This is a genomic window from Gordonia sp. N1V, assembly GCF_029269935.1.
In the GTDB taxonomy this organism is placed as follows: Bacteria; Actinomycetota; Actinomycetes; order Mycobacteriales; family Mycobacteriaceae; genus Gordonia; species Gordonia polyisoprenivorans.
The window spans coordinates 228,030-250,526 of the sequence record NZ_JARJDD010000004.1 but is presented as its reverse complement, the minus strand read 5'-3'; the positions used below and the strand labels follow the sequence as shown (position 1 = coordinate 250,526).

The following is a 22,497-nucleotide window of genomic DNA, read 5'->3' as shown; positions in this document are numbered from 1 at the left end:
CACATGCCACCCACCACCATCGAGGACGTCAGCGCGCCCGTCGCGGCGCCGGGTACCTACGTGCTCGGCGTCCGCCATCACGGACCCGGCTCGTCGCGAGCGGTTCTCGGTGAACTCGACCGCATCCGGCCCGACGCGGTGCTCATCGAGGGCCCGGCCGACGCGTCGGATCTGATCGCCGCGATTGTCGACCCCGGAATGACGCCGCCGGTCGCGCTCCTCGGCTACGCCGCCGACGATCCGTCCCGCGCCGCGTTCTGGCCATTCGCCGAGTTCTCCCCGGAATGGCAGGCGATGCGGTGGGCCACCCGGGCGGGCGTGCCCGTCGAGTTCTGTGATCTGCCGACTTCCCTCGTACTGGCCCATCACGCGGGACCGGTTGATCGGGACCAGGAGTTCGACCCCACTCGCGCCGACCCGATCGGCCGGCTCGCCGCTGATCCGATTGGGCGGCTCGCCGCCGTGGCCGGCTACAGCGATCCCGAACGCTGGTGGGACGACGTCGTCGAAACCCGCGGCGAAACCGGCGGATTCGAGGCGATCGCCGACGCCATGACCGCGCTGCGGGATGACGAGACACCCGTCGAGCCCGACGAGCCGAATCCCGAACGCCTGCATGAGGCACGCCGCGAGGCCCACATGCGGCAGGTGCTCCGGAAGACACTCAAGGCGCCCGGCACGGAGCGCGTGGTGATCGTGTGTGGGGCATGGCATGTCCCGGCGGTCTCCGGGAAACTCCCACCCGCCGTCGCCGACACCCGGCTACTCAAGGGCATGCCCAAGGTCCGCAGTCGAGTGGCGTGGGTGCCGTGGACCCATTCCCGCCTCGCCAGCGCGTCCGGCTACGCCGCCGGCGTCATCTCACCGGGCTGGTACCACCATCTGTTCGCCACCACCGACGACGTCGTGGTGCGCTGGCTCATCCATCAAGCCAACCTGCTGCGGAACAAGGACATCGACGTGTCGTCGGCGCACATCATCGAGACCGCACGCCTCGCCGACGCACTCGCACTGATGCGCCACCGCCCGCTACCCGGACTCGCCGAGATCAACGAGGCCACGCTATCGGTGATGTGCCAGGGTGATTCGGGCCTCGCCGACCTCATGTACCGCGAAGCGGTGATCGGGGAGCGACTCGGCGGCGTCCCCGACGACGCGCCCGTCGTACCCCTGCAGGCCGACGTGACCGCCGCCGCGAAATCGGCTCGGCTGAAAATGGATCCGGTCGCCCGGGAACTCGTCGTCGATCTTCGCAAACCCGCCGACAAGGCGAAATCACTGCTGCTGCATCGCCTCGCGATCCTCGGCGTCACGTGGGGAACACCCGCAGAGGTGCGCGGGACCGGCACGTTCAAAGAGGGATGGACCCTGGCGTGGCGACCCGAGTTCGTCGTCGACGTGGTGATGGCATCGGTCTGGGGAACCACGGTGCGCGCCGCGGCCACCGCAAAGATCGTCGACCGCGCCACCCGCGGCGAGTCCCTGGGTGATGTCACCGCTGCCCTCGAGGCGGCGTTGCCCGCCGAGCTCGTCGACGCTGTGCCCGCGGTGCTCTCCGCACTGGCCGACCGGGTCGCCGTCGACCACGATGTGGCACAACTGATGTCCGCATTGCCGGCGTTGGGACGGGCCCGGCGCTACGGCGACGTCCGCGGCACCGACACCGGTGCACTCGGCGACGTCGCGTCGTCGTTGCTGCTGCGTATCTGCATCGGCATCCCCGGCGCCGTCTCCAACCTCAGCGACGACGCCGCACGCTCCCTCAAGGAGCACGTCGACGCCGTCCACGAGACCGTCGCGCTGCTCTCCGACGAGGACCGCACCAGATGGACCGCCGCGGTGCGGATCATCGCAGACCGCACCGACGTCAACGGGCTCCTCGTGGGCCGGGCGACTCGGCTACTGCTCGACGGCGACCACATCGACACCGCCGACGCCGCGGCCCGGGTACGGTTCGCCCTCTCAAGCGGCGCCACGCCGACCGCGAAAGCCCAATGGATCGAAGGCTTCCTGGGTGACGGTGGACTGTTGCTGGTACACGACCGGGAATTGCTCGCCGTCCTCGACGGCTGGCTCACCGGGCTGACCGAACAAGACTTCACCGACGTTCTCCCGTTGCTGCGCAGAACCTTCGGCCTGTTCGACCGATCGGTGCGACGCAACATCGGCAACCGTGTCGCCTCGCTCGATCAGGGCAGTTCCAGCCAGAATGCCGACGCCACCATCTTCGACCCCGAACTCGCCGCGCCCGCGGTGGCCACGATCGCCGCACTCCTGGGGTTGCCATGACCGAACAACCCACCGCCCCTGCAGAAGACGGCGCGAATCAGCGTGACCGGCGATGGCGACTCGTCCTCGGTGACCCCGCCGCGGAACAGTTCGCCGGACTCGGCGGCGCCGACCTCGAGATGGACGGCGCACTCGCCGCACTCTATGACGCGGACACCACCAACAGACGCGGCGGACTCGGGGCATCAGCGCCGTCGGTCGCGCGGTGGCTCGGGGACATTCGAAAGTACTTTCCGTCCACCGTCGTTCAGGTGATGCAACACGATGCCGTGACCCGGCTGAACCTGCATGCGTTACTCACCGAACCGGAACTGATCGACAGCGTCGAACCCGACATCGACATGGTCACCACCCTCATCGGTCTCGGCCGCGCGATCCCCGAGAGCTCCAAGGCCTCCGCGCGGGCGCTGGTTCGCAAGGTCGTCGACGAGGTCGAGAAGCGGATCGCCGAACGCACACGCAGCGCCGTCGGTGCCGCGGTGGACCGTGCCAGCCGCGTGCACCGACCGAAACTTCGTGACATCGACTGGAATGCCACGATTGCGCGCAACCTGCACAACTACCTGCCCGAGCAGAAGACCATCGTTCCCGAACGCCTCGTCGGGCACGGGCGGCGCGCCCAGGTGGTGAGCAAGGACATCATCCTCGCGATCGACCAGTCCGGTTCGATGGCGAGATCGGTTGTGTACGCGTCGATCTTCGGTGCGGTGATCGCGACCATGCGGTCGGTGCGGACCTCACTGGTGGTCTTCGACACCGAGGTCGTCGACCTCACCGACCACCTGGACGACCCGGTGGACGTGCTGTTCGGGACCGCACTCGGCGGTGGCACCGACATCAACCGTGCCATCGCCTACTGCCAGGACCTGATCACCCGGCCCAACGACAGCATCTTCGTGCTCATCTCCGACCTGTACGAGGGCGGGGTGCGCGACGAGATGCTCAAGCGGGTCGCCCACATGCAGGCCGCGGGCGTGCAGGTGGTGGTGCTGCTCGCGTTGTCCGACGAGGGCGCACCGGCTTTCGACCGCGAGATCGCCGGAGCGCTCGCGGCCATGGGCATCCCGGCCTTCGCCTGCACCCCCGATGCCTTCCCCGACCTGCTCGCCGTCGCCATCAATCGCGGCGACATCGTCGGATGGGCCGACGCCAACGAACTGTCACGTCGGGGAATGAGTGACGAGGAGTAGCGTGGCCGGGAGGCTCAATCGAGTTGTCGGCGAATGATTTGCGCCAACTCGGCCGGCGCGTCGCTCTGTACCGAGTGGCCCGCATCGGCGACGGTGATCACCTGGGCGGACGGCTGGACCCGACGGAGGCGGGCGATGTCGTCGTCGGTGGTGAACGGTGAGCGACCGCCCTCGACGAGGGTCAGCGGCGCCTGCACCGCGGCGAGGTCGTCCCACATCGGCGCCGGGTCGGGTGCCTCGCGAATCCGGTCGTAACGCCACACCCACGCACCGTCGTCGCGTTGGCGTGTGTTGTGGATGACGCCCCGACGGACCGATGCGCGGGAACGATTCGGGGATGCGGCGGCGGTGAGGTCGACGATCTCCTCGAGTGTCGAAAACTCCTGCGGCCCTTCGATCAACGCGACCGTGCCGCGCGCCGCGGCAGTGAGATCGGCAGCGCGACGCGGTGATTCGGGGGTGACGTCGACGAGGACGGCCCGCGGTACCGAGTCGGGAGCAATCGCGGCGATCCGCAGCGTCGTCAAACCGCCGAGCGACATCCCGACGACGAGGTCGGCATCGGGGGCGAGTTTACGCAGGACCGGGAGGAGGGTGTCGGCACTGACGTGCGGGCGGTAGTCGTGGTCGTCGCGCCACGACGAATGCCCGTGGCCGGGCAGGTCGACGGCGAGCGCGGGCACGTCGAGATGCAGCATCATCGTGTCCCAGGTGTGGGCGTTCTGCCCGCCGCCGTGCAGCAACACCACCCGTGGTGACGCGGGCGTCCACGCGAGCGCGCTGATCCGCTGCCCGGCGACGTCGGCGTCGACGCGGGTGACCTGCGGCAGCGGCTCGGTGCGGCCGACCTCGTCGGCGATCTCGGCAAGCAGGGCGAACTCGGAGGTCATCGCCCGAGGTTACGACGATGACGGTCGGGTGCCGAGCTTTGGGCCCACGGCGATCGGCCACGACGACGCCCCGTGTGGACTACCGTCGCCCTCAGGGGCAACGGAGCCAACCAGAGGAGTTCACGATGACCACACTCGCGGCAACCGAGATTCTCGCCCGATCGTCGACCACCACAAGCGTCGGCTGGATCGGCTACATCATCATCGGCGCCCTCGCCGGCTGGATCGCCGGGAAGATCATGAAGGGCGGCGGCTCGGGCCTGCTGCTCAACATCGTGATCGGCATCGTCGGCGCGCTGATCGGCGGCTTCCTGTTGAGCTTCTTCGTCGACACCGCGTCAGGTGGCTGGTGGTTCACGCTGTTCACCGCGATCCTCGGATCGGTGATCCTGCTGTGGATTCTCGGGCTGGTGCAGCGGTCCCGGACCTGAAGTGCGGCTGCGGGTCAGGCGGTCGTGAGATACTGCCCGGCCCGCGCCAGGATCTGCTGAGCGCGACGGGCATCCAGTGAATGGATGCGACCGTCGGTGCTCTCGGTCTGACCGGCCAGACGCAGGAGCAGCGCGGCCAGCGCCGACCCGGTGCGCGACGGGATCACCAGTAGCGACGCCGTCGTCGTGGGTGTCGTCAGCGTCATCAGCGGCGGGACCGCAGGCGCATCCGCGGAATCGAGGCCGGGATACCGGCGGAAGCTCTGCCAATTGACCTCGATCGCCGTGATCTCACCGAGGATCGGCGCCACCGCCGTCGACAACCGGCTCAACTCGTCGGCGATCTGGACGGTGTAGGGATACCAGGCCCCGGCCACCGCGGCTTTCGGGTCGCTGCACAAGCGGACTCGCGTGGGGCCGAGGGTCACCGAGGGTCGGCCGGGGGTTGCATTCACTGCGCACATTCCTGACTTGCGGTCTTCCCGCATTGGATGACCCAACACACGACCACGCGTCCACGTTGGGTATGAGTGCGAATCAGCTACCTGGGACTATACGCCACCAGGTGTGGGTTGCCGGGACCGCAGCGGTGTGCGGGAGAGGTCCCACGGGCAGAATGTTCGCAGTGGTAACGATCAGGGTGGCTGCAACGACATCCCCCACACAGGCACTAGTCGGGGAGAAGGACGGCTTCCATGACATCGACTCCATCACCGACCTCGTGGGGCAGCGTGGCGCGCTGGGCCGCGATCGCCGCGACCGCGGCCGTTGCCACGACACTCGGAACCGGTGTTGCCGCAGCCGACGACGGCAACACCAGCACCACCCTGTACACACTGGCGAGCACCGGAACGTGCGCGGGAACCCTCACCGCAGGCGTCAGCCACTACCCGAACGAAGCCGACCTCGTCGCCAACGGCACCCTCTATGGCGTCGGGTCCTGTTCTCTCGACGTCGATTTCGTCTTCACCAGCCGCGCCGACGGGCACACCGCAACCTTCACCCGCCACTTCTCGGGGCCGGGCTTCATCGGTTTGCCCGGCGCCGACATCGTCTCACCGTGCGCGCCAGGTGTGTACGACGTGACCGTCAGCCCACGTGCCCCTCATCTCGGCGGGCACCGGCTGACGATCGACACCGTGTATCGGGGCTGAGGTCGGGGCCACTTGTCATCCGCAGGTCGAGAGATCCTCACCCTTGCGGCAGAACACGACCGAATCCTGTTGGGGATACACCGCGAGCAACAGTGCGTTGTGTTCGCCGCGTTGTCCGACGATCGCCTGATACTGCTTGCCTGCGGCGAGCACGCCCTTACTGCCCACGCCGGTCTTGCTGACCGGGCGGTCGATCGTGGTCAGGATTCCGCACTTCTGGAAGATTTCGGCACGCTGGGGATTCCAGGTCAGAGTCCATGTCTCGGTGTTGGCGGTGTTGTCGCCGAACGTGATCTTGCCGCTGCCGTTGTTGTCGAGGACGATCTCTTTGGCCCCGTAGCCGACCCAGTCGCCCACGAACGGCGCGCGATCCGAGCAACCGGCGCTCGGTGCGGACGTGGCCGGCGGATGGCTGTACTGCGGGTCCTTGGTGCCACCGGCATGTGCGGTGGCGGGCAGGGTCACCGCGAGTGCGGCCGTGCAGAGTGCCGCGGCGCCAAGGGTTCTCAATCGATTCACGAAGACTCCCGAAATGGGTCGAAGGGACAGCGGGTCGGTCCCGGACATTACGCAGGGATCGGGACGATCGTTGTCGGCCATTCGGGTGAAAGCAGGTGTAACCGTCCATTCGGACTACGTGCCGGGTGGGTTACGCGTCGTCGGCCCGCCAGGTCGTCGTGACCGGCACATCGTCGTCCCACGGTTGGCGGGTCACGAGGTCGGCGACGTTGACGAAGCCACGTTCGAATTCGCCCGTGGCGGCGTCGACGAGTCGGTACCGCTGGGTCTGATGCTGGATGGGTTGGGCGTCGAGGAGGACGATGCGGACCTCGCCGGGCTCGAAATGGCAACGGCGTTGCAGGGATTCGATGAGCTGCTCGTTGGACAGGTGACCATCGCCGAAGTTCCAGCCCATCGCGGTGCTGCAGATCCGTTCACCGTCGGTGAGAACGTAACCGGTCTCGTCATGTGGGGCCATGGCCCGGTGGGCGAGGGTGAACAGCGCTCTGCCGTGACTGTTGAACGCGCGGAACGCATATCCCATGTACAGCGGGATCTGTGCGGCCTCCGGGCTGCCGTAGAACCGTTCGAGTTGTGCGGCGGGCATGGATGCGATGGCGACGATGCCGCTCTCGATCTTCGCCGACGCCGACGGCTTGACGCACCACAGCGAGGTGTCCCAGTTGCCCGCGTAGTAGCGCATCCCGGGTAGGAACGACACCTTGCGCGGGAACAGGTTTCCCAGGATCACCGTTCCCGCCGACACGGCGAACAGCACGATCGGCCACGGGGAGTGAAGGTCGGCGAGGCCGATGCCGGGGTGCCCGACGAAGACGGCGACGATCCCGAACATCATGAAGACGTTCCACTCCAGCGGTACGCCCATCGGGATCGACGACAGGATGCCGAAGTGGAAGATCAGCATGACCGCGGCGGCGACCGCGGTGAGCCATCCGCCGCCGGAGAAGAACAGCACCAGTGGCACCAGGCCTTCGACGGCGGTGGAGACGTGCGCGATCGCGCGGGAGCGTCGTCCGGGACGAAGGTCGTCCGGAAAGTGTTCGAAGAACGTGCGTTTGATGGCCGGCGACCGCCAGATCGGGTTGTTCGACATCATCGTGGCGATCACGAACGGGAAGTGCTTGTTGAGTTTGCTCGTTGCCGCGCCGACCCAGATGACGAGGAAGACGAGTTTGGCGCCGAGGATCATGTCGGTGCCGACGAACAGGAACGTCACGCAGAACGCGCCGTACACCTCGCCGCGGGCGGCGAGGAAGACCGTCTTGTCGCGCAGGCCCAGGACTGCGAGCAGTGCGATGATCGTCGCGATCTGCCAGATCGGCAGAACCCCGGCATCGGAGTGCAGGTCGCCGGTCGAGCGTGATCCCGAGCTCGCGAGTGCCACCACGATCATCACCAGGAGTGCCGCGTAGAGGGTGACGTCCAAGGGGCCGCGGGTGTCGCCGGCGGTGAGTGGGAGCTGGGGCCAGGGTGGCTGGCGAATGGTCTTGAGGCGCAACCAGTAGAGGATCGACCCCATCGGCGGGAAGAATCGGTTGTTGAGAGGGCCGAAGCCGCAACCGAATCCGACGACCTCGAACAACATCGTGTAGAGCACGACCTTCTGGAAGACGATCGGCTCGTTGTACCAGGAGGTGACATCGAGGATGCCGTGGATACCGGGCGTGGCCACCACGATCGCCCAGCCGATGACGATGTAGGCGAGGATCTTGCCGACATAGAACAGGTGCAATGCCACCGGCGTACCGAAACCGACCTCGGCCCAGTGCCGCGCCATCGGCTTGATCTTCTCGGCGCGGCTGCCCTGGCTCCAGGTGGGAAAGTCGATGTCGGGGGTGTTCTGCTGGAGAAATCCCATACGTGTTCGCGCTCCTCGATCACTGTGCCGTGACCGAACCTAACAAACCAAGCGAGCGCTTGGTGGGTGAACGGGGTGTCCGGGGCTGGGGCCCGGGCACGCGCGGGTGTACGAATACAACTTCCACCGAATCGCGCGAAAACGGCCGAAAATCGGGGTCGGTGGTCCGCTCAGGTGGAAGCTGTATTCACACCCGGGCTGTCGGGTACCGCGGTTGTCCACAGATTCGCCGCGGAGCGCGATCGAGGCCCGGAATCCGGGCAATCACACGGCACACTCTCGGGTCATGACTCCCGCCGATCTCACCTCAGCCGCCGATGACCGCTGGTTCGGTGTCTTCTCGTTCGCTGAACTCACCCGACGCGGAATGGGCCAATCGCAGGTGACGCGAATGGCCAGGAGCGGAGATCTACGTCCTCTTCGCCGCGGGTGGTACGCGACCCCGTACGCCGATAGCCGCGTGGCGGGGGCTGTTGCCGCCAACGGGGTGTGCAGTTGTGTGACCGCGCTCGACCTGCACGACGTGTGGGTACCGCCGCACGGGAATCGGGTTCACGTGCGGTCGCGGGAGTCCGGGCATCGCAGTGGTCGGGCGAACCGCTTCTGTCGCCGCTACGGCCGTCCGCTGCCGGAGATCTACCCTGTCGACGACGTCCTCACCGCTCTCGCCCATGCCATCAAGTGTCTGGACGCCGAAGGGATCATCGCGGTGTGCGACTCGATCCTTCACCGAGGTCTCGCAGAGATGTGCGATCTGCGGGAGGTGTTCGCCGCCGCTCCCGAACGAGTTCGGAAGCTGCTGGAGCGCTGCGACCATCGAGCCGAGTCGGGGACCGAATCCATCATGCGACTGAGGCTTCTGGCGATGGGGTTGTCGGTGGCGGTGCAGGTGACCATTCAGGGAATCGGACGGGTCGATCTCGTCGTCGGCAGGCGACTGATCATCGAACTCGACAGCATCGAATTCCATGACCTCTCACCGGAACAGCGTGAAGCAGACCGCATCCGCGACGAGATGGCGCACCGGCTGGGTTACCTGCCGCTGCGGTTCTCCTACAAGCGCGTGATGTTCGCGTGGGACGAAGTCGCCGAAACCCTCACGGCGATCCTCAGACGCGGTGACCATCTGCGCGCTCCCGCGGCGGCCGCCGACTACGACCGGTCGCTTGTCGAGGACTGGTCGGCCTGACACATGCCGCGATACGAATACAGATTCCACGTGAGCGCGCCACCGACCCCGAAAATCGGGTGTTTCGGGCCACATCGGTGGAAGTTGTATTCGTAGCTGTGCCTCCCCCGATCGGGGGAGGCATGAATCCACCGGTGGATCCGCCGGTCGGCGGGGTTCGGAACGGGTGCTCGGCGGGCAAAGTCAGTGATGTCAGAACGAACGACTTCGCCAGCCCCGACCACTCCCGGCCAGGACCCGCGGAACAGGAGGAACATCATGAACATCTCGAAGAGCATGAAGAACCGCGCACTCGCCGGAATCGCCGGCATCGGCATTGCCGCCGGTCTCGCACTGGGCGGTGCCGGACTGGCCAGCGCGGGCACCGTCCCGGTCACCCATCCCGGTGAGCCCACGATCGCGATGACGATCACCAACCACACCGACAAGACCGAATGGTTGGACGGCGCCACCGCCGGCACCGGCCAGTGGGTGCAGGCCCCGCGGCAGACACTGGCCCCCGGAGCCTCGGAGATCGTGGTCTCCAACGCCCCGAACAGCCCGGAGGAGACGAACTTCGTCAACTACCGGATCGGCGCCTTCGGGCCGCGCGCCACCTACGAGATCGAGAACATGGCGGGCAACGTGAACACCGCGATGACCGGAACCTCCGGCGGCGGCCACTACTTCATCAACGCCCCGCACATCGAGACCGGATACCCGAACGTGAACGTCTCCTACGACCTCTGGTGAGGTGGATCGGCCCTTCTCGCCTCGTCCCAGTCCGGGCCCAACCCGACCTGGGCGAGGTGAGCAACGGGATGGGCGCTGTGCAGTGCGACGGTGGCGACGAGGTCGTCGTAGGTCCGGCACACGTGGGTGGCTCCCGTTGCGGTGCCGACCGTCCACCCCTGAGTGATCACCCTGATGGACAGCCGGGGAGCCAGTGGCGCGAGCCGACGGGCAACCGCCGCCCGCCGACGCGGCCCGCTCACCCAGCGAGCGGCCCAGTCCACCGGCGCCCCGGCACATCCACCGCACATCAGGGCATCACGTCTCCGGAGTTGGGACCCAGGACCTGCCCGACGTAGAGATTCCCGCCGGGATTCGACGCGAGCAGAACCGCGGTGGGTGCCACCTCCTCGGGTGTGCCGAAGCGGCCCAACGGCAATTCGGCACGCTTGGCTCGTTTCCAGTCGTCGTCGATACCGTCGACCAGGGGTGTCTCGATGGGTCCGGGCGCGATCGCATTGACCAACACGCCGTCGCCGGCGACCTCCTGCGCGATGGACTTGGTCATCGCGATGACGCCCGCTTTGGCGGCGGCGTAGTGCGCCAGTGACACTCCACCTTTGATCGCCAATTGCGATGCGACATTGATGATGCGGCCGTCCTTCTGCGACATCATCGTCGGCAACACCGCCCGGTTGAGCATGAACACACTGGTCAGATCGATGTCGATCGTCTCGCGCCACTGGGCGCTCGTCATCTCGGATGCCGGCGCCTGGGTGAGAATCCCATGGGAACACACCAGGATGTCGATCCCACCGAGTTGGGCCACCATGTCGGACACGACGCCAACGATCGCCGACTCAGCCGTCGCATCGAGAACGACTCCCTCGGAACCGATTTCGGATGCAACGGTCGCGACCACCGGGTTGCGGTCGGCCAGCACGACGGTGGCGCCGGCGTCGACGAATGCCGATCCGATCGCCAGGCCGATACCCGACGCGCCGCCGGTCACCAAGGCGCGCTTGCCTTTCAGAAGTTCAGACATCTGCGTGATCCTCTCAGTCGCGCATCGCGGTGGTCAGCGCGCCGTCGACGACGATCGCCTGACCGCTCACGTACGACGCCGCCGGACTCGACAGGAAGCCGATGACCTCGGCCACCTCACGCGGATCCCCGACTCGGCCCCAGGGGATGTAATCACCCGCTCGATCCAGTCCTTCCGGACCGAGCGAATTGACCGCGTCGGAGGACTGTGGCGTGCGGATCAGACCCGGGATGACAGCGTTGGCCCGAATCTGTCGGGGCCCGAATTCGACGGCGATGCTGCGGATCAACCCGAGGACACCGGCCTTGGCGGTGGCGTAGTGGGCGTGATCCTGCCACCCGTATACACCGCCGGCGATCGACGACACCGCGGTCACCGAACCGCCGGCACCCATGTGACGCAAACCTGCTCGTGCCGTGCGCATCACACCGTGCAGGTCGACGTCGAGGAGGTCGTGCCACTGCTCGTCACGCAGGTCCGTGAACGAGGCCTGCCGCAGGATCCCGGCGTTGGCCACCACGATGTCGAGCCGACCCCAGGCGGCGACGAGGCTTTCGGCGAACGCATTCACCGAGTCCGTCGATCGAACGTCGACCTCGACGATCTGTCCCTCACCGCCGGCGTCGTGTACTGCACGCAGAGTGTGTTCGGGGTCGTGCGGATCGCCGCTGAAGGTGCCGATACCCACGCGCACCCCCCGTTCGGCGAGGCAGACCGATGTCGCTGCCCCGATGCCGGACGCCGCGCCGGTGATCATCGCGACGGGATTCTCACTCATGACGTGACCTCGGCGTTCTCGACCGCCGGAGTCGGCGACGACACCTTGCGTGCACCGAGAACGACCACTCCGGAGGCCACCGCGCCGAGCGCGCCCACCCAGAGCGCCGCGGTCGAGTAGCCGATGGATGCCGCGGTCAGAGCGGTGAGGATGAAGCCCGAGATGATCGCCCCGGGCTGGGACATCGCACCGATGAACGCCGAACCTGTTGCCCGGCAATCGGTGTCGAAGCACTCGGCCTGGAAGAACATGATGGCCGCGTACGGTCCCAGGAGGAAGAACAGGCCCATCATGTAGGTCACCATGACGTAGAGCTGGCCGGACGGACCGAGCAGCATGGCCGCGAAGAACACTCCGGCGAGCAGCCAGCCGACCGCGATGGTGTTGCGGCGCCCGAATCGGTCACCCGCCCACCCGTGGGCCAGATATCCGGCAACGGCAACGAGATTGGAGACGACGACGAGGAGCAGGGTGCTCGAGGCATCGATGTCCTTGCCCTTCTCCAGCACGGTGGTGCCGAGGACCGAGAACGTCTGGATGCCAAACCAATTGAGCAACCACGCCGCCGAGAGTACGAGGGTGTTGCGCAGGTGCTTACCCTGGAAGATCCGTTTGAACGGCGCGGCGGTCTGCTCGACGGTGGCGGTGGCCGTGGCCAGCGCTGCGGCTTCCTCGTCGCGGCCGTCCGCCCGCAGCTTCTTGATGGCCTGATGAGCCTCGAACTGCGGACTCTCCTTGAGCGAGCGGCAGATCAGGGCAACGATCACCGCGGGAACGGTGGCCAGGAGGAACGCGATGCGCCATGAGTCGGCACCGAAGATCGAGGTCACGATGGCGACGAAGCCGGCTGCGATGAGCGCACCCGCGGGCCATCCGGTTTGCACCATCGAGTAGACGAAGCCCTTGCGGCGCTTGATCTTCTCGTCCTCGGTCAGCTCATAGAGTTCGTTGAGGTAGGTGGCGTTGACCGACTGCTCCGCCAGACCGAGGCCGCTGATCGAGCGCACACCGATCAGTGATCCGGCGCCGAAGGTGGCAGCGGTGGCGGCCGACGACGCGGCGGTCCCGGCGACGGAGATGATCATCCCCTTGCGTCGTCCCAGCTTGTCGACCATCGGCCCGACGAGCAGCACGACGATCGCGGTCCCGACGCTGACGAGGGTGGAAACGAGCAGGGCGTGGCTGGTGGTCCAGCCGAACGACTCCTCGATTCGCGGGAGCAATGTCCCGAACAGGATGAAGTCGTAGACGGCGATTGTCCAGGCGAAGAAGGCGATTCCGGAGGCGCGGCGGGTTTCTCGGCCGGTCACCCGGCGCAGTCCGAGCTGCGTGGAGGATTGGGTGGGCATGTGAGGGTCTTTCTCGTCAAAGGGTGTGACAGCGGTGGGGAAGGGGCGACACGTCGTCGGGTCTTTTGCCGGTCAGCTCTGGCGCGGCCGGCGGGACTTGAAGTCGGAGGCGATGGCGTCGAAGGTCGTCCAGGTGACCCCGTCGTGGCCATTGATGTGCTCGATCAGTCGTTCGAGCATCAACAGCACCTGCGGTCGGCCGGACACATCGGGATGAATGGTGAAAGTGAAGACCGCATAATCCATCTCGCGATACACCCAGTCGAACTGATCGCGCCACATCTCCTCGATGTGCCGTGGATTGACGAATCCGTGGCTGTTGGGGCTGCCCTTGATGAACATCATCGGAGGCAGGTCGTCGAGGTACCAGCTGGCCGGGATCTCGACGAGGTCGGTCTCCTGACCGCGCTGCAGTGGTTTCATCCAGGTGGCGGCGGGCTGGTCGTAGTCGATGGGTGTCCACGAGTCCCCCACGCGCACGTAGTAGGGCTCGAAATCGCGGTGCATGAGGGAGTGGTCGTAGGCGATGCCACGCTCGATCAGCAGTTCGTTGGTCACCTTGCTGAACTCCCACCACGGTGCGACATATCCGGTGGGGCGCTTGCCGGTTCGGGTGCCGATGAGGTCGATGCAGTGGTCGAGGATCTCCGATTCCTGCTCGCGTGACATCGCGATCGGATTCTCGTGGCTGTAACCGTGGAGTCCGATCTCGTGTCCGGCGGCGACCACGGCGTCGAACTGTTCGGGGAACGTCTCGATGGAGTGGCCGGGCCAGAACCAGGTCGCCGGAAGCTGATGGCGTTCGAGCAGCTGGTTGAGCCGCGGGACCCCGACCTCGCCGGCGAAGATACCGCGGGAGATGTCACCCGGGGAGTTCTCACCGCCGTACGAGCCGAGCCAGCCGCCGACGGCGTCGACGTCGATCCCGAATGCGACAAAGATGTCCTTGGCCATGTCAATCCTCCTGAGTGGGTGTGTAGGTATCGATGATGTGGGTGAGAGTGGTTGTGATGTCCGATGATTGGGACAGCAGCAGGGAGAGCAGGATGCGTGCCTGGGTGGCCGGCAGTGAGCCGGACAGGATCGCGCCGGCAGCCACCATGTCGGTGCCGCCGCCGTGCCCGTAGACGGCGGCGACCTCGCCGAACGGGACCCGGCTGGCCAGAATCGTCGGGATGCCGTCACCGGCGAGTTGGCGGCAGGTGTCGACGATCGTCGGGTTGGCGTTGCCGATTCCGGTGCCGGCCAGCACAATTCCGCGTGCACCGGCGACCACCGCCGCGTTGATCAGGGTTGCATCGGCGCCGGGGTACACCTCGATGATGTCGACGCGGGTGGAGTCGAAGGCGTCGGTGGGACGGGGGAGCGCAGCGGGTCGCGCGGGCGTTTCTCGGATGACGACCTTGCCGTCGGCGACCTCGCCCAGCGGCTCACGCGTGGTGGAGCCGAACGCGTCGAGGGCGCGGGTGCGGAGCTTGCGGGTCCCGGCTGCGGGAAGGATCTGTCCGGCGAAGACGACCAATGTGCCGAGCTTACGGGCATGCGGGTCGGCCGCCACCGCGACCGCGTCGGCCAGATTCCGGGGACCGTCGCCGTGCGGCGCATCACTGGCGCGTTGCGCGCCGGTGAGGACGACCGGTCGCGCGTCGGCGTGGACCAGGTCGAGGAGGAAGGCTGTCTCCTCCATGGTGTCGGTGCCGTGGGTGATGACGATGCCGTCGACGGGATTCTCGGTGCGCTCGAAGAGCTGGGCAACGGTGTCGCTGATCCGGCGTTGGTGCGCAGGCGTCATTCGGTAGGAGCCCACCGTCATGAGATCGATCGACTCGACCTCCACGTCGGCGAGTCCGGTGGTCCCTAGAAGGTCGGTGACGGTTCGGGTGGCGACGACTCCGGTTGAGGTCGAAGTGGAGGCGATCGTCCCACCGGTTCCGATGAGGGCAATCCGGTGCATCAGGGCCACCTCATCGCCGTATCGGCGCACGTCGGAGACGGTGGCGCGCTGGGTGTGAACTGGGTCATGTCGATCAGCAAACCACAACACAAACGTTTGTGGCAATCGTTTGTGTAAATTGCGCCAAACGTTTGTGTAACGGCTCTTGTAACGTGGGGCACCGACGTCGAGGGAGGAGGCACCATGGGGCGGGTGCGTGGACCCCTGACTTTGCGGATGATCGCCACTGAGCTCGGCGTCAGCCCATCGACGGTTTCGCGAGTGCTGAACACCCCGGGTGAAGATGCGTTGCGCTGGGCCTCGGCGGACACGGTAGGACGGATTCGCACCTTCGCCACGGAGAACGGCTACTCACCCAATCCGCAGGCGTCGAGCCTGCGTACGCGGCGCTCGGGGCTCATCGGGGTGTTGGTGCCGCGTCTGCAGGACTACGTCCTGGCAACCATCTATGAGGGGATCGAGGAGGCCGCAGGCGAAGCGGGTCTGTCGACGTTCGTGACCAACTCGCTGGACCGACTCGAGGCGCAGCGCGCACGTACCAAGGCGATGATCGACCGTCGGGTCGACGGACTGATCTACGGTGATGCCCACCTCGATCACGAGTTCCTCGATGAGGTTGACGCACAAGGCATCAAGTTCACTCTCGTATCGAGGAGCGCGGGTTCCTATCCGTCGGCGACGGTCGACGACGTACTCGGCGGCCGGCTGGTGGGACAACACCTCGCCGACACCGGCCGCAAGAAGGTCTGCGTCGTGGCGGGCCTGGAGTTCACCTCGACGGCCAGAGACCGCACGCGTGGTGCGGTGGAAGCGCTGTCCGACAACGGCATTGAGGTTCCCGAGTCGGCCGTCATCTTCTCGGGATTCGACCCCGCCGGTGGCCGGCGAGCGGTCGAACAGATCCTCGAGCGAGGCGAGGTGCCGGACGCGCTGTTCGCCACCAACGACTTTGCCGCACTGGGGGCGCTCGGCGCGCTGCGTGACGCGGGGTTACGCGTCCCCGACGACGTCGCGCTCGTGGGCTACAACGACACCCCACTGGCCGCGGCCGGGGCATTGCCGCTGACGACGATCCGCTCCCCGATGCACGAGATGGGCAGGCGCGCCGTGGGTTTGCTGATGCAGGTGCTTGCCGGTGAGGAGCCGGAGTCGGTGCTGCTGGAACCGGAGCTGATCGTGCGGAGCAGTACGTGAGCCATGGATCGGTTCGATCGTCGTGAGGTCGTCATGGCGGCGTGCCTACTCGTCAACGCTGACACCATAGGCACGAACCAGCGCGCCAAGCCCTTCGCGCCACCCCTGGCCGAGCGCTCGCAGCTTCCACTCGGTTCCGGCGGGCCGGCCGCGTAAGTAGATCTCGCCCAGGACAAGTGCACGGATACCGGGTTCCGGCCGAGGCGTGAATACCCAGTGGTTCTCGTTCGCGGCAACGGACAGAGTTGTGGGGGCGATGCTGTCGAAGGTCTGATCGGTGTCGACGTCCGCGGTGGCGCAGATCAGAACCTTGACGATCCGGGGATTCAGGGCACCTGGGTACACCACAGCGCCTTCCCGAGAACCGGAACCGTTGTGGCTCTTGCCCGTCAGCCGTACGCTGCCGTCAGCGCTGCAGGGCTGGTTGTAGAAGATGAACGCGTGGTCATCGACCACGCGCTCGTGGGCGTCGAGCAACAACAATCCGAGGTCGGCCGCGCCGCCTGCGGTGGTGAACTCCACCCGGACCTCCGCGTGCGCGGCATCGGGTAGGACGATGGACTCGCCGGCACTCATGGTGTACGCGTGGGGTTCTGGTCGGCCACCGGCCGGCGAGGGCCCTGTCGGCGGCAGGGGATCGGCGGCCGGCGAGGCGTTGGTGCGATCCGGTTGCGGGCGGGCAAGTTGCTCCTGCAACCATTCTCCGAAAGGCGCGAGGGTGTACGGGGTGGAGTCGGCCGGGCCGGCCGGCGATTGCTCACCCTGGAGATCGGCATCCAGGTCGCCGAGAACCGAGTCGTCGTCGTCCACCTCGCAGTTGTCGAGAAGCGTTGCGACACCGGGAAGTCCGTCCAGCGGCAACGAGGTGACCGAGGAGGAAATGTTGCCGGACGCGGTCGCCTTGATGCCACAGCGCACCTCGGTGCCGATGTCGAGAAGCCGCCAGGCGTCGTCGGCGGTCCGCCACGACACCCGCTCGACCTCGTCCCGCGTCCACGACCCGTAGGCGATCAGACCGAGACGCGCGGTGTCGGGCATCCGGGTGATCACCGCGGCGTTGACCGTGGTGATCGACGGGGCCGTGGCCAATGCCTCGGACACCGTCGCCGCCAGATTGGACACGAGAATGTGCATCCACCAACGCATCCGGTCGCGCTTGGCCATGGTCTTGAGAGTGGGACGTCCGGCCGGCGTGAGGGCCGGCATCTGCGTCGGCAGTGTGTCGAGATCCTGCAGACGCATGATGACCGACAGCGCAGACCCATCGACGCCGACCGCACATCCCGCCGCAGGATTGTCCGCGAAGGCCGCGTTGACCGCCTCGCACACGGTGGTTTCCTCGTTGGCGCACAACGCTTGCCACCACCGGTCGGCCTCGGCGGACAGTTGTGCGTGAAGCTGATTGAGGCGTTGTGATTCACTGTCGCGGTACATGCGTGCGGCGAGCTCGGCGTCGGCGCGTGCCCGTTCCCGGGCACTGCGCGCGAATCGTCCGATCCCGTTGAGGTAGAGCGTCATTGCCTGTGCGCGCACCACGTCGGTGGAGATCGCCGGCGGCGGTGGCAACATCGGACGAGACGCTGTCGGAAACTGCTGAAGGTGCGCGGTGGTCGTGTCGTGGTGCAGTTGGCGGAGACGCTCGATCGCCGCATCACGCTCGGCCTGCTGCTGGGCCCGTTCGGCGGCCCGCTGTGCACGGGCGAGTTGTGCCGGCGAGGGGCCGGTGTAACGAGTGCCGCCGCGTCGAGTCGTGGTGGTGCGACGGCGCGATCCGCTGCGCCCGGATGACAACGCCGTCGAGGCGAAAAACGGTCCCATCCCCGTCGACACCCGAGTACGCCCGCTGCCCACATGAACTCGTGCGATGCGGGGACCCACCGACGCACGGACGCCCCGGGTCGACACCCGCACGCGCATCCCCGGTACACCAACCCGAAAGCCCAGACTCATCGCGATCGATCGTAGTTCCCTCATCCGTGCGGGGCTGTCCTCCCACCGGGTGACGCGCTAGGTTCGGATCAGACAAACCGCCCACCCGCGAAGGACCACAGCATGCCTGCCGACAGACTCCTCCGGATGCCGTTCGCCAGCATCTATCCGCTCTACGTGCAGAAGGTCGAGCGGAAAGGGCACACGCAGGCCGAGGTCGATCAGGTCATCTGCTGGCTCACGGGTTACGACGCCGACGGGCTGCAGAAAGCCGTTGACGCCGAGGTGGATCTGGAGGCCTTCTTCGCCGAGGCGCCGCAGATGAATCCGAATACGTCGTTGATCACCGGCAAGATCTGCGGGTACCGGGTCGAGGAGATCGAGGACCCGCTGATGCAGAAGATCCGGTACATGGACAAGCTCGTCGACGAGGTGGCGCGCGGGAAGAAGATGACGTCGATCCTGCGGGAGTGAAGTGCGTTGTCGTCGTGCGGGGTCTCGAGGCTCGGCGCCTGGGGCGCCTCGCACCTCGACCATCGGGGGGAGGGGAGGAGGAGCGGGGTGCCGGAGGACGTCCGGAGGGGAGAACCTCGGCCGCCCAAGGGCATCACGGCCGGACGGTGACGAACCCGCCGTCGAGGAAGCCCAGGCAGTCGCCGGTGCGGTAGCCGAAGTCCTCGACGCGGCCGACGAACAGGGTGTGGTCGCCGCCGTCGTATTCGGCCCACGGGGTGCAGGTGAACCAGGAGGCGGTGTCGGCCAGGCGGGGCGCGTGACTGCCCTCGATCCAGCGGGGTTCCTGGTTGGGCCGGCCGGCGAAGTGCATGGCGAGGTCGCGTTGTTCGGCGCCGAGGACGTTGACAGTGAACGGGTTTCCGGTCAACAGGGCGTGTGCGCGTACGTTGCGCTGGATGGAGATCAACACCAACGGCGGATCCATGGACACCGAGGTGAACGAATTGACGGTCAGCCCATGGCGTTTGGTGGTTCCGTCGGCGTCGGTGCCGTCAAAGGTCACCACGGCGACGCCGGTGGCGAAGCGGCCGAATCCGCCGCGCAGATGAGGGGTGGGCGGTGCGTCGGTGAGGGTCATCGCGAGTCTCCTACAAGGTCCGGTGGGCGATGACCGCAGACGTTAGGGCCGCCTCGGACACCGCGGCAATGGGCGAACGTGCTGTTGAGCGCGTCGCGCGCGGAATGCACAGTCTCGTGCACCCCGGGTCCAGAGCGCTGGGGGCATCGCCGAAGCCGACTTGACGATGCGCGCGGGAGTTGTGTGTCACAGAGCGAGACGCCCTGAGGTGGGTGTCACAGCGCCCGCCGGCGGCGCACCATGGCTCCACCGACATCGTCGTCGAGCGCCCCACGGCGCACGCGTCACCAAGGAGAGTCACATGCCAGACACGCCCGACATCGGAATCATCGGCGCAGGTACCGCCGGATTACACCTCGCCCTGCTCCTACAACAGGCCGGGGTGACCACGCGTATCTACACCAACCAGACCGCCGACCAGGTGGCTGCGGGCCGACCGCAGAACAGCGTTTCGCACCACGCGCCGACCATCGCCCGCGAGGCGGCGATGGGCGTCAACTTCTGGCCCGCCGAGGAGTACGGCTACCAGGTCCACTACCACCACCTCAACGTGCCCGACGGCCCGCCGGTCTTCCGCGGCGACTTCCTGCGTCCCTCCCGAGTCCTCGACTACCGCATCTATCTGCCCAGATTGATGGCCGAATACGAGAATCGCGGCGGCACCATCGAGATCCGCAACATCGAGCCGTCGGACTTCGCGGCGCTGGGCCGGGAGCATGATCTGGTCGTGGTGGCCGCCGGCAAGCGGTCGTTCGGCGAGTACTTCGGCGAACGACCCGACGTCTCGCCGTACGCGAAGCCGCAGCGTCACCTCGCGGTCGGATTCTGGGACGGCGTCGAGCAGACCGACCCGCGCGCGGTGACCATGAGCATCTCGCCCGGCCACGGCGAACTCCTCGACCTGCCGATCACCACCTTCGACGGCTGGGCCAGCGCGCTGCTCTGCGAGAACGTGCCCGGCGGAGACCTCGAGATCCTGATGACGCAGAAGGAATCCGACGATCCCGACGCCTACCGGCAACTGCTGCTCGACAAGCTCAAGGTGCATCACCCGACGGTCTACGAGCGCATCGATCAGTCCCGCTTCAGGCTCATGCGGCCCGGCGACATCCTGCAGGGCGCGGTGCGGCCGGTGATCCGCGACGACTACCGGCTCCTCGACGACGGCACGGTCGTTCTCGCGCTCGGCGACGCGCACTCGACCGTCGACCCGGTCACCGGCCAGGGCGCGAACTCGGCATCCTTCGAAGCGCAGGTCGTCGCCGACGCGATCATCGAGGACGAGATCGTCGACGAACGGTTCGCCAAGAAGGTTGCCCTGCGCCGACGCGAACGCGTCGACGGACTCAGCGCCTGGGTCAACACCATGATCGCCACCCCGACGCCACCGCATCTGCAGAAGCTATTGGGCGCGATGTCCCAGATGCGCACGCTCTGTGACGAATTCACCGAGAACTTCAGCCACCCCCACCGCAACGGCGACATGGTGGCGACCCCCGAGCGCGTCGACGCTGCGATCGCCCGGCACGCCTCACTGGGGGCGGCAACGGCGAGCGGGAAGGTCGCCTGATGCACAAACTCGTTGTGCTGTACCCGACTCCGGACGATCCCGACCACTTCCGCGAGTACTACGAGAACACCCATCTCCCGCTCGCCGCGACGCTGCCGGGGCTGCTCGACTGGCGGCACAGCCTCTCGATCAACGCCGATCCGCAAAGCCCGTACTTCGCGGTGTTCGAAGGCGATTTCGCCGATGCCGCGGCGCTCGGAGCGGCGATGTCGTCACCGGAAGGTCAAGCGGTACAAGCCGATGTGCCGAACTATGCCAGTGGCGGTGCGGTGGTGATCGACTACCCGATTGTCCCGCACTGATCGCGCCGCACGGACCGATCGCCACGCCTGTCGCCGGGTCGCGCTCACTGCGCGGCCCGGCGAAATGCGCTGGGCGACATGCCGACCTGCTTGCGGAAAGTGCGTGAGAAGTGGGAGGCGTCGGGGTAGCCCCATGAAGCGGCGACGTCGGCGATCGCGCGATGGGCATGCATCGGATCGGCCAGGTCGCGGCGAATGGCCTCGATACGCTGCTCACGAATCCACGCCGAGACCGTCGTGCCCTGCTCGTGGAACACCTCGTGCAGATGGCGGGTCGAGATGTACACCGCCCGCGCGATCGCGTCTGGATTGAGGTCACTGTTGCGCAGGTTCTCGCCGATGTACTCGCGAATCCGCAGCATCAGGGGCAGGTGCCCGGGCGAGCCGCTCTCGACGGCCCGTGCGAGTGCCGCGGTGCTCAGCAACGCCGAGATCAGGTCGATCGTCGTGCGCACCACCCGCGCCGCGGCCGGACCCTCGACCGAGGCGAAATCCGTCGAGATCTCGGTCAGTAGCGGCGCCACCAGTCGCGTCAGTGACTCCTCCCGGCCCAACGAGATCGCGGTGATCGCGCGGACGTGATCGGGGCTCGGGTCGATCAGATCCCTGGGGAACATGATGACCACGGCGTCGATGTCACCGGCAAACCGCAGGTCATAGGGGCGCGCGGTGTCGTAGACGCTGATGCTGCCCGGCGACATCAACGCCGTGCGCCCGTCCTGCACCAGCTCGCCGGCACCGTCGATCATCAGCGTGATCTTGTAGAACAACCGTTCCGACGCCTCGATGAGGGCCGGCGTGCGATGGACCTCGTGCGGGGTGACGGCGAGCCGCGAGAAGAAGACGTCGTCGATGACGCGGCCCCGAATGGTGCCCGCGAAATGACCGTCGGAGAGGTCGTCGACCATCAACGGCACGAACGACCGCGACACCACCCGCTGCCACGCCAGCGCCGACTCGGTGGCGAATGCAACCGGCGGCTGGGCGGTGCCTGCGGTGCGGCCGGCGGGTGGTGCGCTCGTCACTGAGACTCCTTCGATCAACTCCTC

Annotated in this window: 23 protein-coding genes; 10 read left to right on the top strand and 13 right to left on the bottom strand. The window is 66.8% G+C overall.

Annotated features, from left to right (window positions below; translation table 11 throughout):
• The first annotated feature begins 3 nt into the window (after positions 1-3).
• Positions 4-2,289: a DUF5682 family protein gene (locus tag P3L18_RS07795; protein WP_276113785.1), complete on the top strand. Its 2,286-nt coding sequence runs from the start codon at positions 4-6 to the stop codon at positions 2,287-2,289.
• On the top strand, positions 2,286-3,479 hold the full coding sequence (locus P3L18_RS07790) for a VWA domain-containing protein (RefSeq protein ID WP_276113784.1): 1,194 nt from the start codon (positions 2,286-2,288) through the stop codon (positions 3,477-3,479). The genes P3L18_RS07795 and P3L18_RS07790 overlap by 4 nt, the downstream gene beginning before the upstream one ends.
• Before the next feature lie 14 nt (positions 3,480-3,493).
• Here the strand turns inward: P3L18_RS07790 and P3L18_RS07785 are convergent, their stop codons facing one another.
• Positions 3,494-4,369 (bottom strand): alpha/beta hydrolase, encoded by an 876-nt coding sequence (locus tag P3L18_RS07785; protein WP_276113783.1) that lies wholly within the window; start codon positions 4,367-4,369, stop codon positions 3,494-3,496.
• Between the two features lie 125 nt (positions 4,370-4,494).
• On the opposite strand from P3L18_RS07785, the gene P3L18_RS07780 reads away from it, so the two are divergent.
• A complete protein-coding gene (locus P3L18_RS07780) occupies positions 4,495-4,800 on the top strand; it encodes a GlsB/YeaQ/YmgE family stress response membrane protein (protein ID WP_006369004.1) in 306 nt (101 codons plus the stop codon).
• Positions 4,801-4,814: 14 nt separating this feature from the next.
• On the opposite strand, the gene P3L18_RS07775 is transcribed toward P3L18_RS07780, so the two are convergent.
• A complete protein-coding gene (locus P3L18_RS07775; RefSeq protein WP_276113782.1) occupies positions 4,815-5,255 on the bottom strand; it encodes a DUF5994 family protein in 441 nt (146 codons plus the stop codon).
• Between the two features lie 240 nt (positions 5,256-5,495).
• Between P3L18_RS07775 and P3L18_RS07770 the strand changes: the two genes are divergently transcribed.
• Positions 5,496-5,954, top strand: coding sequence for a hypothetical protein (locus P3L18_RS07770; RefSeq protein ID WP_276113781.1), 459 nt, complete (start codon positions 5,496-5,498; stop codon positions 5,952-5,954).
• 15 nt (positions 5,955-5,969) lie between these two features.
• On the opposite strand, the gene P3L18_RS07765 is transcribed toward P3L18_RS07770, so the two are convergent.
• Both P3L18_RS07765 and P3L18_RS07760 read right to left on the bottom strand, forming a co-directional pair.
• Positions 5,970-6,473, bottom strand: a complete 504-nt coding sequence (locus P3L18_RS07765) for a hypothetical protein (protein WP_276113780.1) — start codon at positions 6,471-6,473, stop codon at positions 5,970-5,972.
• Positions 6,474-6,603: 130 nt separating this feature from the next.
• Complete coding sequence (locus tag P3L18_RS07760; protein WP_276113779.1) at positions 6,604-8,334, bottom strand: DUF3556 domain-containing protein; 1,731 nt, start codon at positions 8,332-8,334, stop codon at positions 6,604-6,606.
• A 286-nt stretch (positions 8,335-8,620) separates the two neighbouring features.
• On the opposite strand from P3L18_RS07760, the gene P3L18_RS07755 reads away from it, so the two are divergent.
• Positions 8,621-9,523, top strand: a complete 903-nt coding sequence (locus P3L18_RS07755) for a type IV toxin-antitoxin system AbiEi family antitoxin domain-containing protein (protein WP_276113777.1) — start codon at positions 8,621-8,623, stop codon at positions 9,521-9,523.
• A gap of 258 nt (positions 9,524-9,781) precedes the next feature.
• Positions 9,782-10,255 carry a hypothetical protein gene (locus P3L18_RS07750; RefSeq protein WP_211543037.1) on the top strand — a complete coding sequence of 158 codons (474 nt, stop codon included), beginning with the start codon at positions 9,782-9,784 and terminating at the stop codon, positions 10,253-10,255.
• Here P3L18_RS07750 and P3L18_RS07745 read toward each other — a convergent pair.
• From P3L18_RS07745 to P3L18_RS07720, 6 genes are all read right to left on the bottom strand, one after another.
• Positions 10,240-10,497: a hypothetical protein gene (locus tag P3L18_RS07745; protein ID WP_276113776.1), complete on the bottom strand. Its 258-nt coding sequence runs from the start codon at positions 10,495-10,497 to the stop codon at positions 10,240-10,242. The two genes, P3L18_RS07750 and P3L18_RS07745, sit on opposite strands and share 16 nt — an antisense overlap.
• A gap of 47 nt (positions 10,498-10,544) precedes the next feature.
• On the bottom strand, positions 10,545-11,279 hold the full coding sequence (locus P3L18_RS07740; protein ID WP_276113774.1) for an SDR family NAD(P)-dependent oxidoreductase: 735 nt from the start codon (positions 11,277-11,279) through the stop codon (positions 10,545-10,547).
• Positions 11,280-11,292: 13 nt separating this feature from the next.
• Complete coding sequence (locus P3L18_RS07735; RefSeq protein WP_276113773.1) at positions 11,293-12,057, bottom strand: SDR family NAD(P)-dependent oxidoreductase; 765 nt, start codon at positions 12,055-12,057, stop codon at positions 11,293-11,295.
• Positions 12,054-13,406, bottom strand: coding sequence for an MFS transporter (locus tag P3L18_RS07730; protein ID WP_014358326.1), 1,353 nt, complete (start codon positions 13,404-13,406; stop codon positions 12,054-12,056). Before P3L18_RS07730 ends, P3L18_RS07735 begins: the two co-directional genes overlap by 4 nt.
• A gap of 72 nt (positions 13,407-13,478) precedes the next feature.
• Positions 13,479-14,360 (bottom strand): polysaccharide deacetylase, encoded by an 882-nt coding sequence (locus P3L18_RS07725; protein WP_276113772.1) that lies wholly within the window; start codon positions 14,358-14,360, stop codon positions 13,479-13,481.
• 1 nt (position 14,361) lies between these two features.
• On the bottom strand, positions 14,362-15,360 hold the full coding sequence (locus P3L18_RS07720; protein ID WP_276113771.1) for an asparaginase: 999 nt from the start codon (positions 15,358-15,360) through the stop codon (positions 14,362-14,364).
• Between the two features lie 183 nt (positions 15,361-15,543).
• Between P3L18_RS07720 and P3L18_RS07715 the strand changes: the two genes are divergently transcribed.
• Positions 15,544-16,554, top strand: coding sequence for a LacI family DNA-binding transcriptional regulator (locus tag P3L18_RS07715; protein ID WP_006369017.1), 1,011 nt, complete (start codon positions 15,544-15,546; stop codon positions 16,552-16,554).
• 45 nt (positions 16,555-16,599) lie between these two features.
• Here the strand turns inward: P3L18_RS07715 and P3L18_RS07710 are convergent, their stop codons facing one another.
• Complete coding sequence (locus P3L18_RS07710) at positions 16,600-18,504, bottom strand: TerD family protein (protein WP_276113770.1); 1,905 nt, start codon at positions 18,502-18,504, stop codon at positions 16,600-16,602.
• A gap of 102 nt (positions 18,505-18,606) precedes the next feature.
• Here P3L18_RS07710 and P3L18_RS07705 point away from each other — a divergent pair, with 102 nt between their 5' ends.
• Positions 18,607-18,957 carry a DUF2200 domain-containing protein gene (locus P3L18_RS07705; RefSeq protein WP_006369019.1) on the top strand — a complete coding sequence of 117 codons (351 nt, stop codon included), beginning with the start codon at positions 18,607-18,609 and terminating at the stop codon, positions 18,955-18,957.
• Positions 18,958-19,090: 133 nt separating this feature from the next.
• Here P3L18_RS07705 and P3L18_RS07700 read toward each other — a convergent pair whose 3' ends face one another.
• Positions 19,091-19,576 (bottom strand): flavin reductase family protein, encoded by a 486-nt coding sequence (locus P3L18_RS07700; protein ID WP_211543031.1) that lies wholly within the window; start codon positions 19,574-19,576, stop codon positions 19,091-19,093.
• 301 nt (positions 19,577-19,877) lie between these two features.
• Here P3L18_RS07700 and P3L18_RS07695 point away from each other — a divergent pair, with 301 nt between their 5' ends.
• Both P3L18_RS07695 and P3L18_RS07690 read left to right on the top strand, forming a co-directional pair.
• Positions 19,878-21,146: a styrene monooxygenase/indole monooxygenase family protein gene (locus P3L18_RS07695; protein ID WP_276113769.1), complete on the top strand. Its 1,269-nt coding sequence runs from the start codon at positions 19,878-19,880 to the stop codon at positions 21,144-21,146.
• The gene (locus tag P3L18_RS07690; RefSeq protein WP_014358331.1) at positions 21,146-21,448 is read left to right on the top strand and encodes an EthD family reductase; all 303 of its coding nucleotides are present in this window, start codon (positions 21,146-21,148) and stop codon (positions 21,446-21,448) included. The genes P3L18_RS07695 and P3L18_RS07690 overlap by 1 nt, the downstream gene beginning before the upstream one ends.
• Before the next feature lie 44 nt (positions 21,449-21,492).
• Here P3L18_RS07690 and P3L18_RS07685 read toward each other — a convergent pair whose 3' ends face one another.
• Entirely contained in the window at positions 21,493-22,473 is a 981-nt protein-coding gene (locus P3L18_RS07685) for a helix-turn-helix domain-containing protein (protein ID WP_006369024.1), read from the bottom strand.
• Positions 22,474-22,497 lie beyond the last annotated feature (24 nt).

Excerpts from the sequence above, each read along its gene's own strand:
- P3L18_RS07755 (WP_276113777.1), top strand. The coding sequence starts at position 8,621 with ATGACTCCCGCCGATCTCACCTCAGCCGCCGATGACCGCTGGTTCGGT.
- P3L18_RS07770 (WP_276113781.1), top strand. The coding sequence starts at position 5,496 with ATGACATCGACTCCATCACCGACCTCGTGGGGCAGCGTGGCGCGCTGG.
- P3L18_RS07795 (WP_276113785.1), top strand. The coding sequence starts at position 4 with ATGCCACCCACCACCATCGAGGACGTCAGCGCGCCCGTCGCGGCGCCG.
- P3L18_RS07715 (WP_006369017.1), top strand. The coding sequence starts at position 15,544 with ATGGGGCGGGTGCGTGGACCCCTGACTTTGCGGATGATCGCCACTGAG.
- P3L18_RS07690 (WP_014358331.1), top strand. The coding sequence starts at position 21,146 with ATGCACAAACTCGTTGTGCTGTACCCGACTCCGGACGATCCCGACCAC.
- P3L18_RS07705 (WP_006369019.1), top strand. The coding sequence starts at position 18,607 with ATGCCTGCCGACAGACTCCTCCGGATGCCGTTCGCCAGCATCTATCCG.
- P3L18_RS07740 (WP_276113774.1), bottom strand. The coding sequence starts at position 11,279 with ATGTCTGAACTTCTGAAAGGCAAGCGCGCCTTGGTGACCGGCGGCGCG.
- P3L18_RS07720 (WP_276113771.1), bottom strand. The coding sequence starts at position 15,360 with ATGCACCGGATTGCCCTCATCGGAACCGGTGGGACGATCGCCTCCACT.
- P3L18_RS07730 (WP_014358326.1), bottom strand. The coding sequence starts at position 13,406 with ATGCCCACCCAATCCTCCACGCAGCTCGGACTGCGCCGGGTGACCGGC.
- P3L18_RS07750 (WP_211543037.1), top strand. The coding sequence starts at position 9,782 with ATGAACATCTCGAAGAGCATGAAGAACCGCGCACTCGCCGGAATCGCC.
- P3L18_RS07790 (WP_276113784.1), top strand. The coding sequence starts at position 2,286 with ATGACCGAACAACCCACCGCCCCTGCAGAAGACGGCGCGAATCAGCGT.
- P3L18_RS07700 (WP_211543031.1), bottom strand. The coding sequence starts at position 19,576 with ATGACCCTCACCGACGCACCGCCCACCCCTCATCTGCGCGGCGGATTC.
- P3L18_RS07725 (WP_276113772.1), bottom strand. The coding sequence starts at position 14,360 with ATGGCCAAGGACATCTTTGTCGCATTCGGGATCGACGTCGACGCCGTC.
- P3L18_RS07785 (WP_276113783.1), bottom strand. The coding sequence starts at position 4,369 with ATGACCTCCGAGTTCGCCCTGCTTGCCGAGATCGCCGACGAGGTCGGC.
- P3L18_RS07760 (WP_276113779.1), bottom strand. The coding sequence starts at position 8,334 with ATGGGATTTCTCCAGCAGAACACCCCCGACATCGACTTTCCCACCTGG.
- P3L18_RS07735 (WP_276113773.1), bottom strand. The coding sequence starts at position 12,057 with ATGAGTGAGAATCCCGTCGCGATGATCACCGGCGCGGCGTCCGGCATC.
- P3L18_RS07695 (WP_276113769.1), top strand. The coding sequence starts at position 19,878 with ATGCCAGACACGCCCGACATCGGAATCATCGGCGCAGGTACCGCCGGA.
- P3L18_RS07710 (WP_276113770.1), bottom strand. The coding sequence starts at position 18,504 with ATGAGTCTGGGCTTTCGGGTTGGTGTACCGGGGATGCGCGTGCGGGTG.
- P3L18_RS07780 (WP_006369004.1), top strand. The coding sequence starts at position 4,495 with ATGACCACACTCGCGGCAACCGAGATTCTCGCCCGATCGTCGACCACC.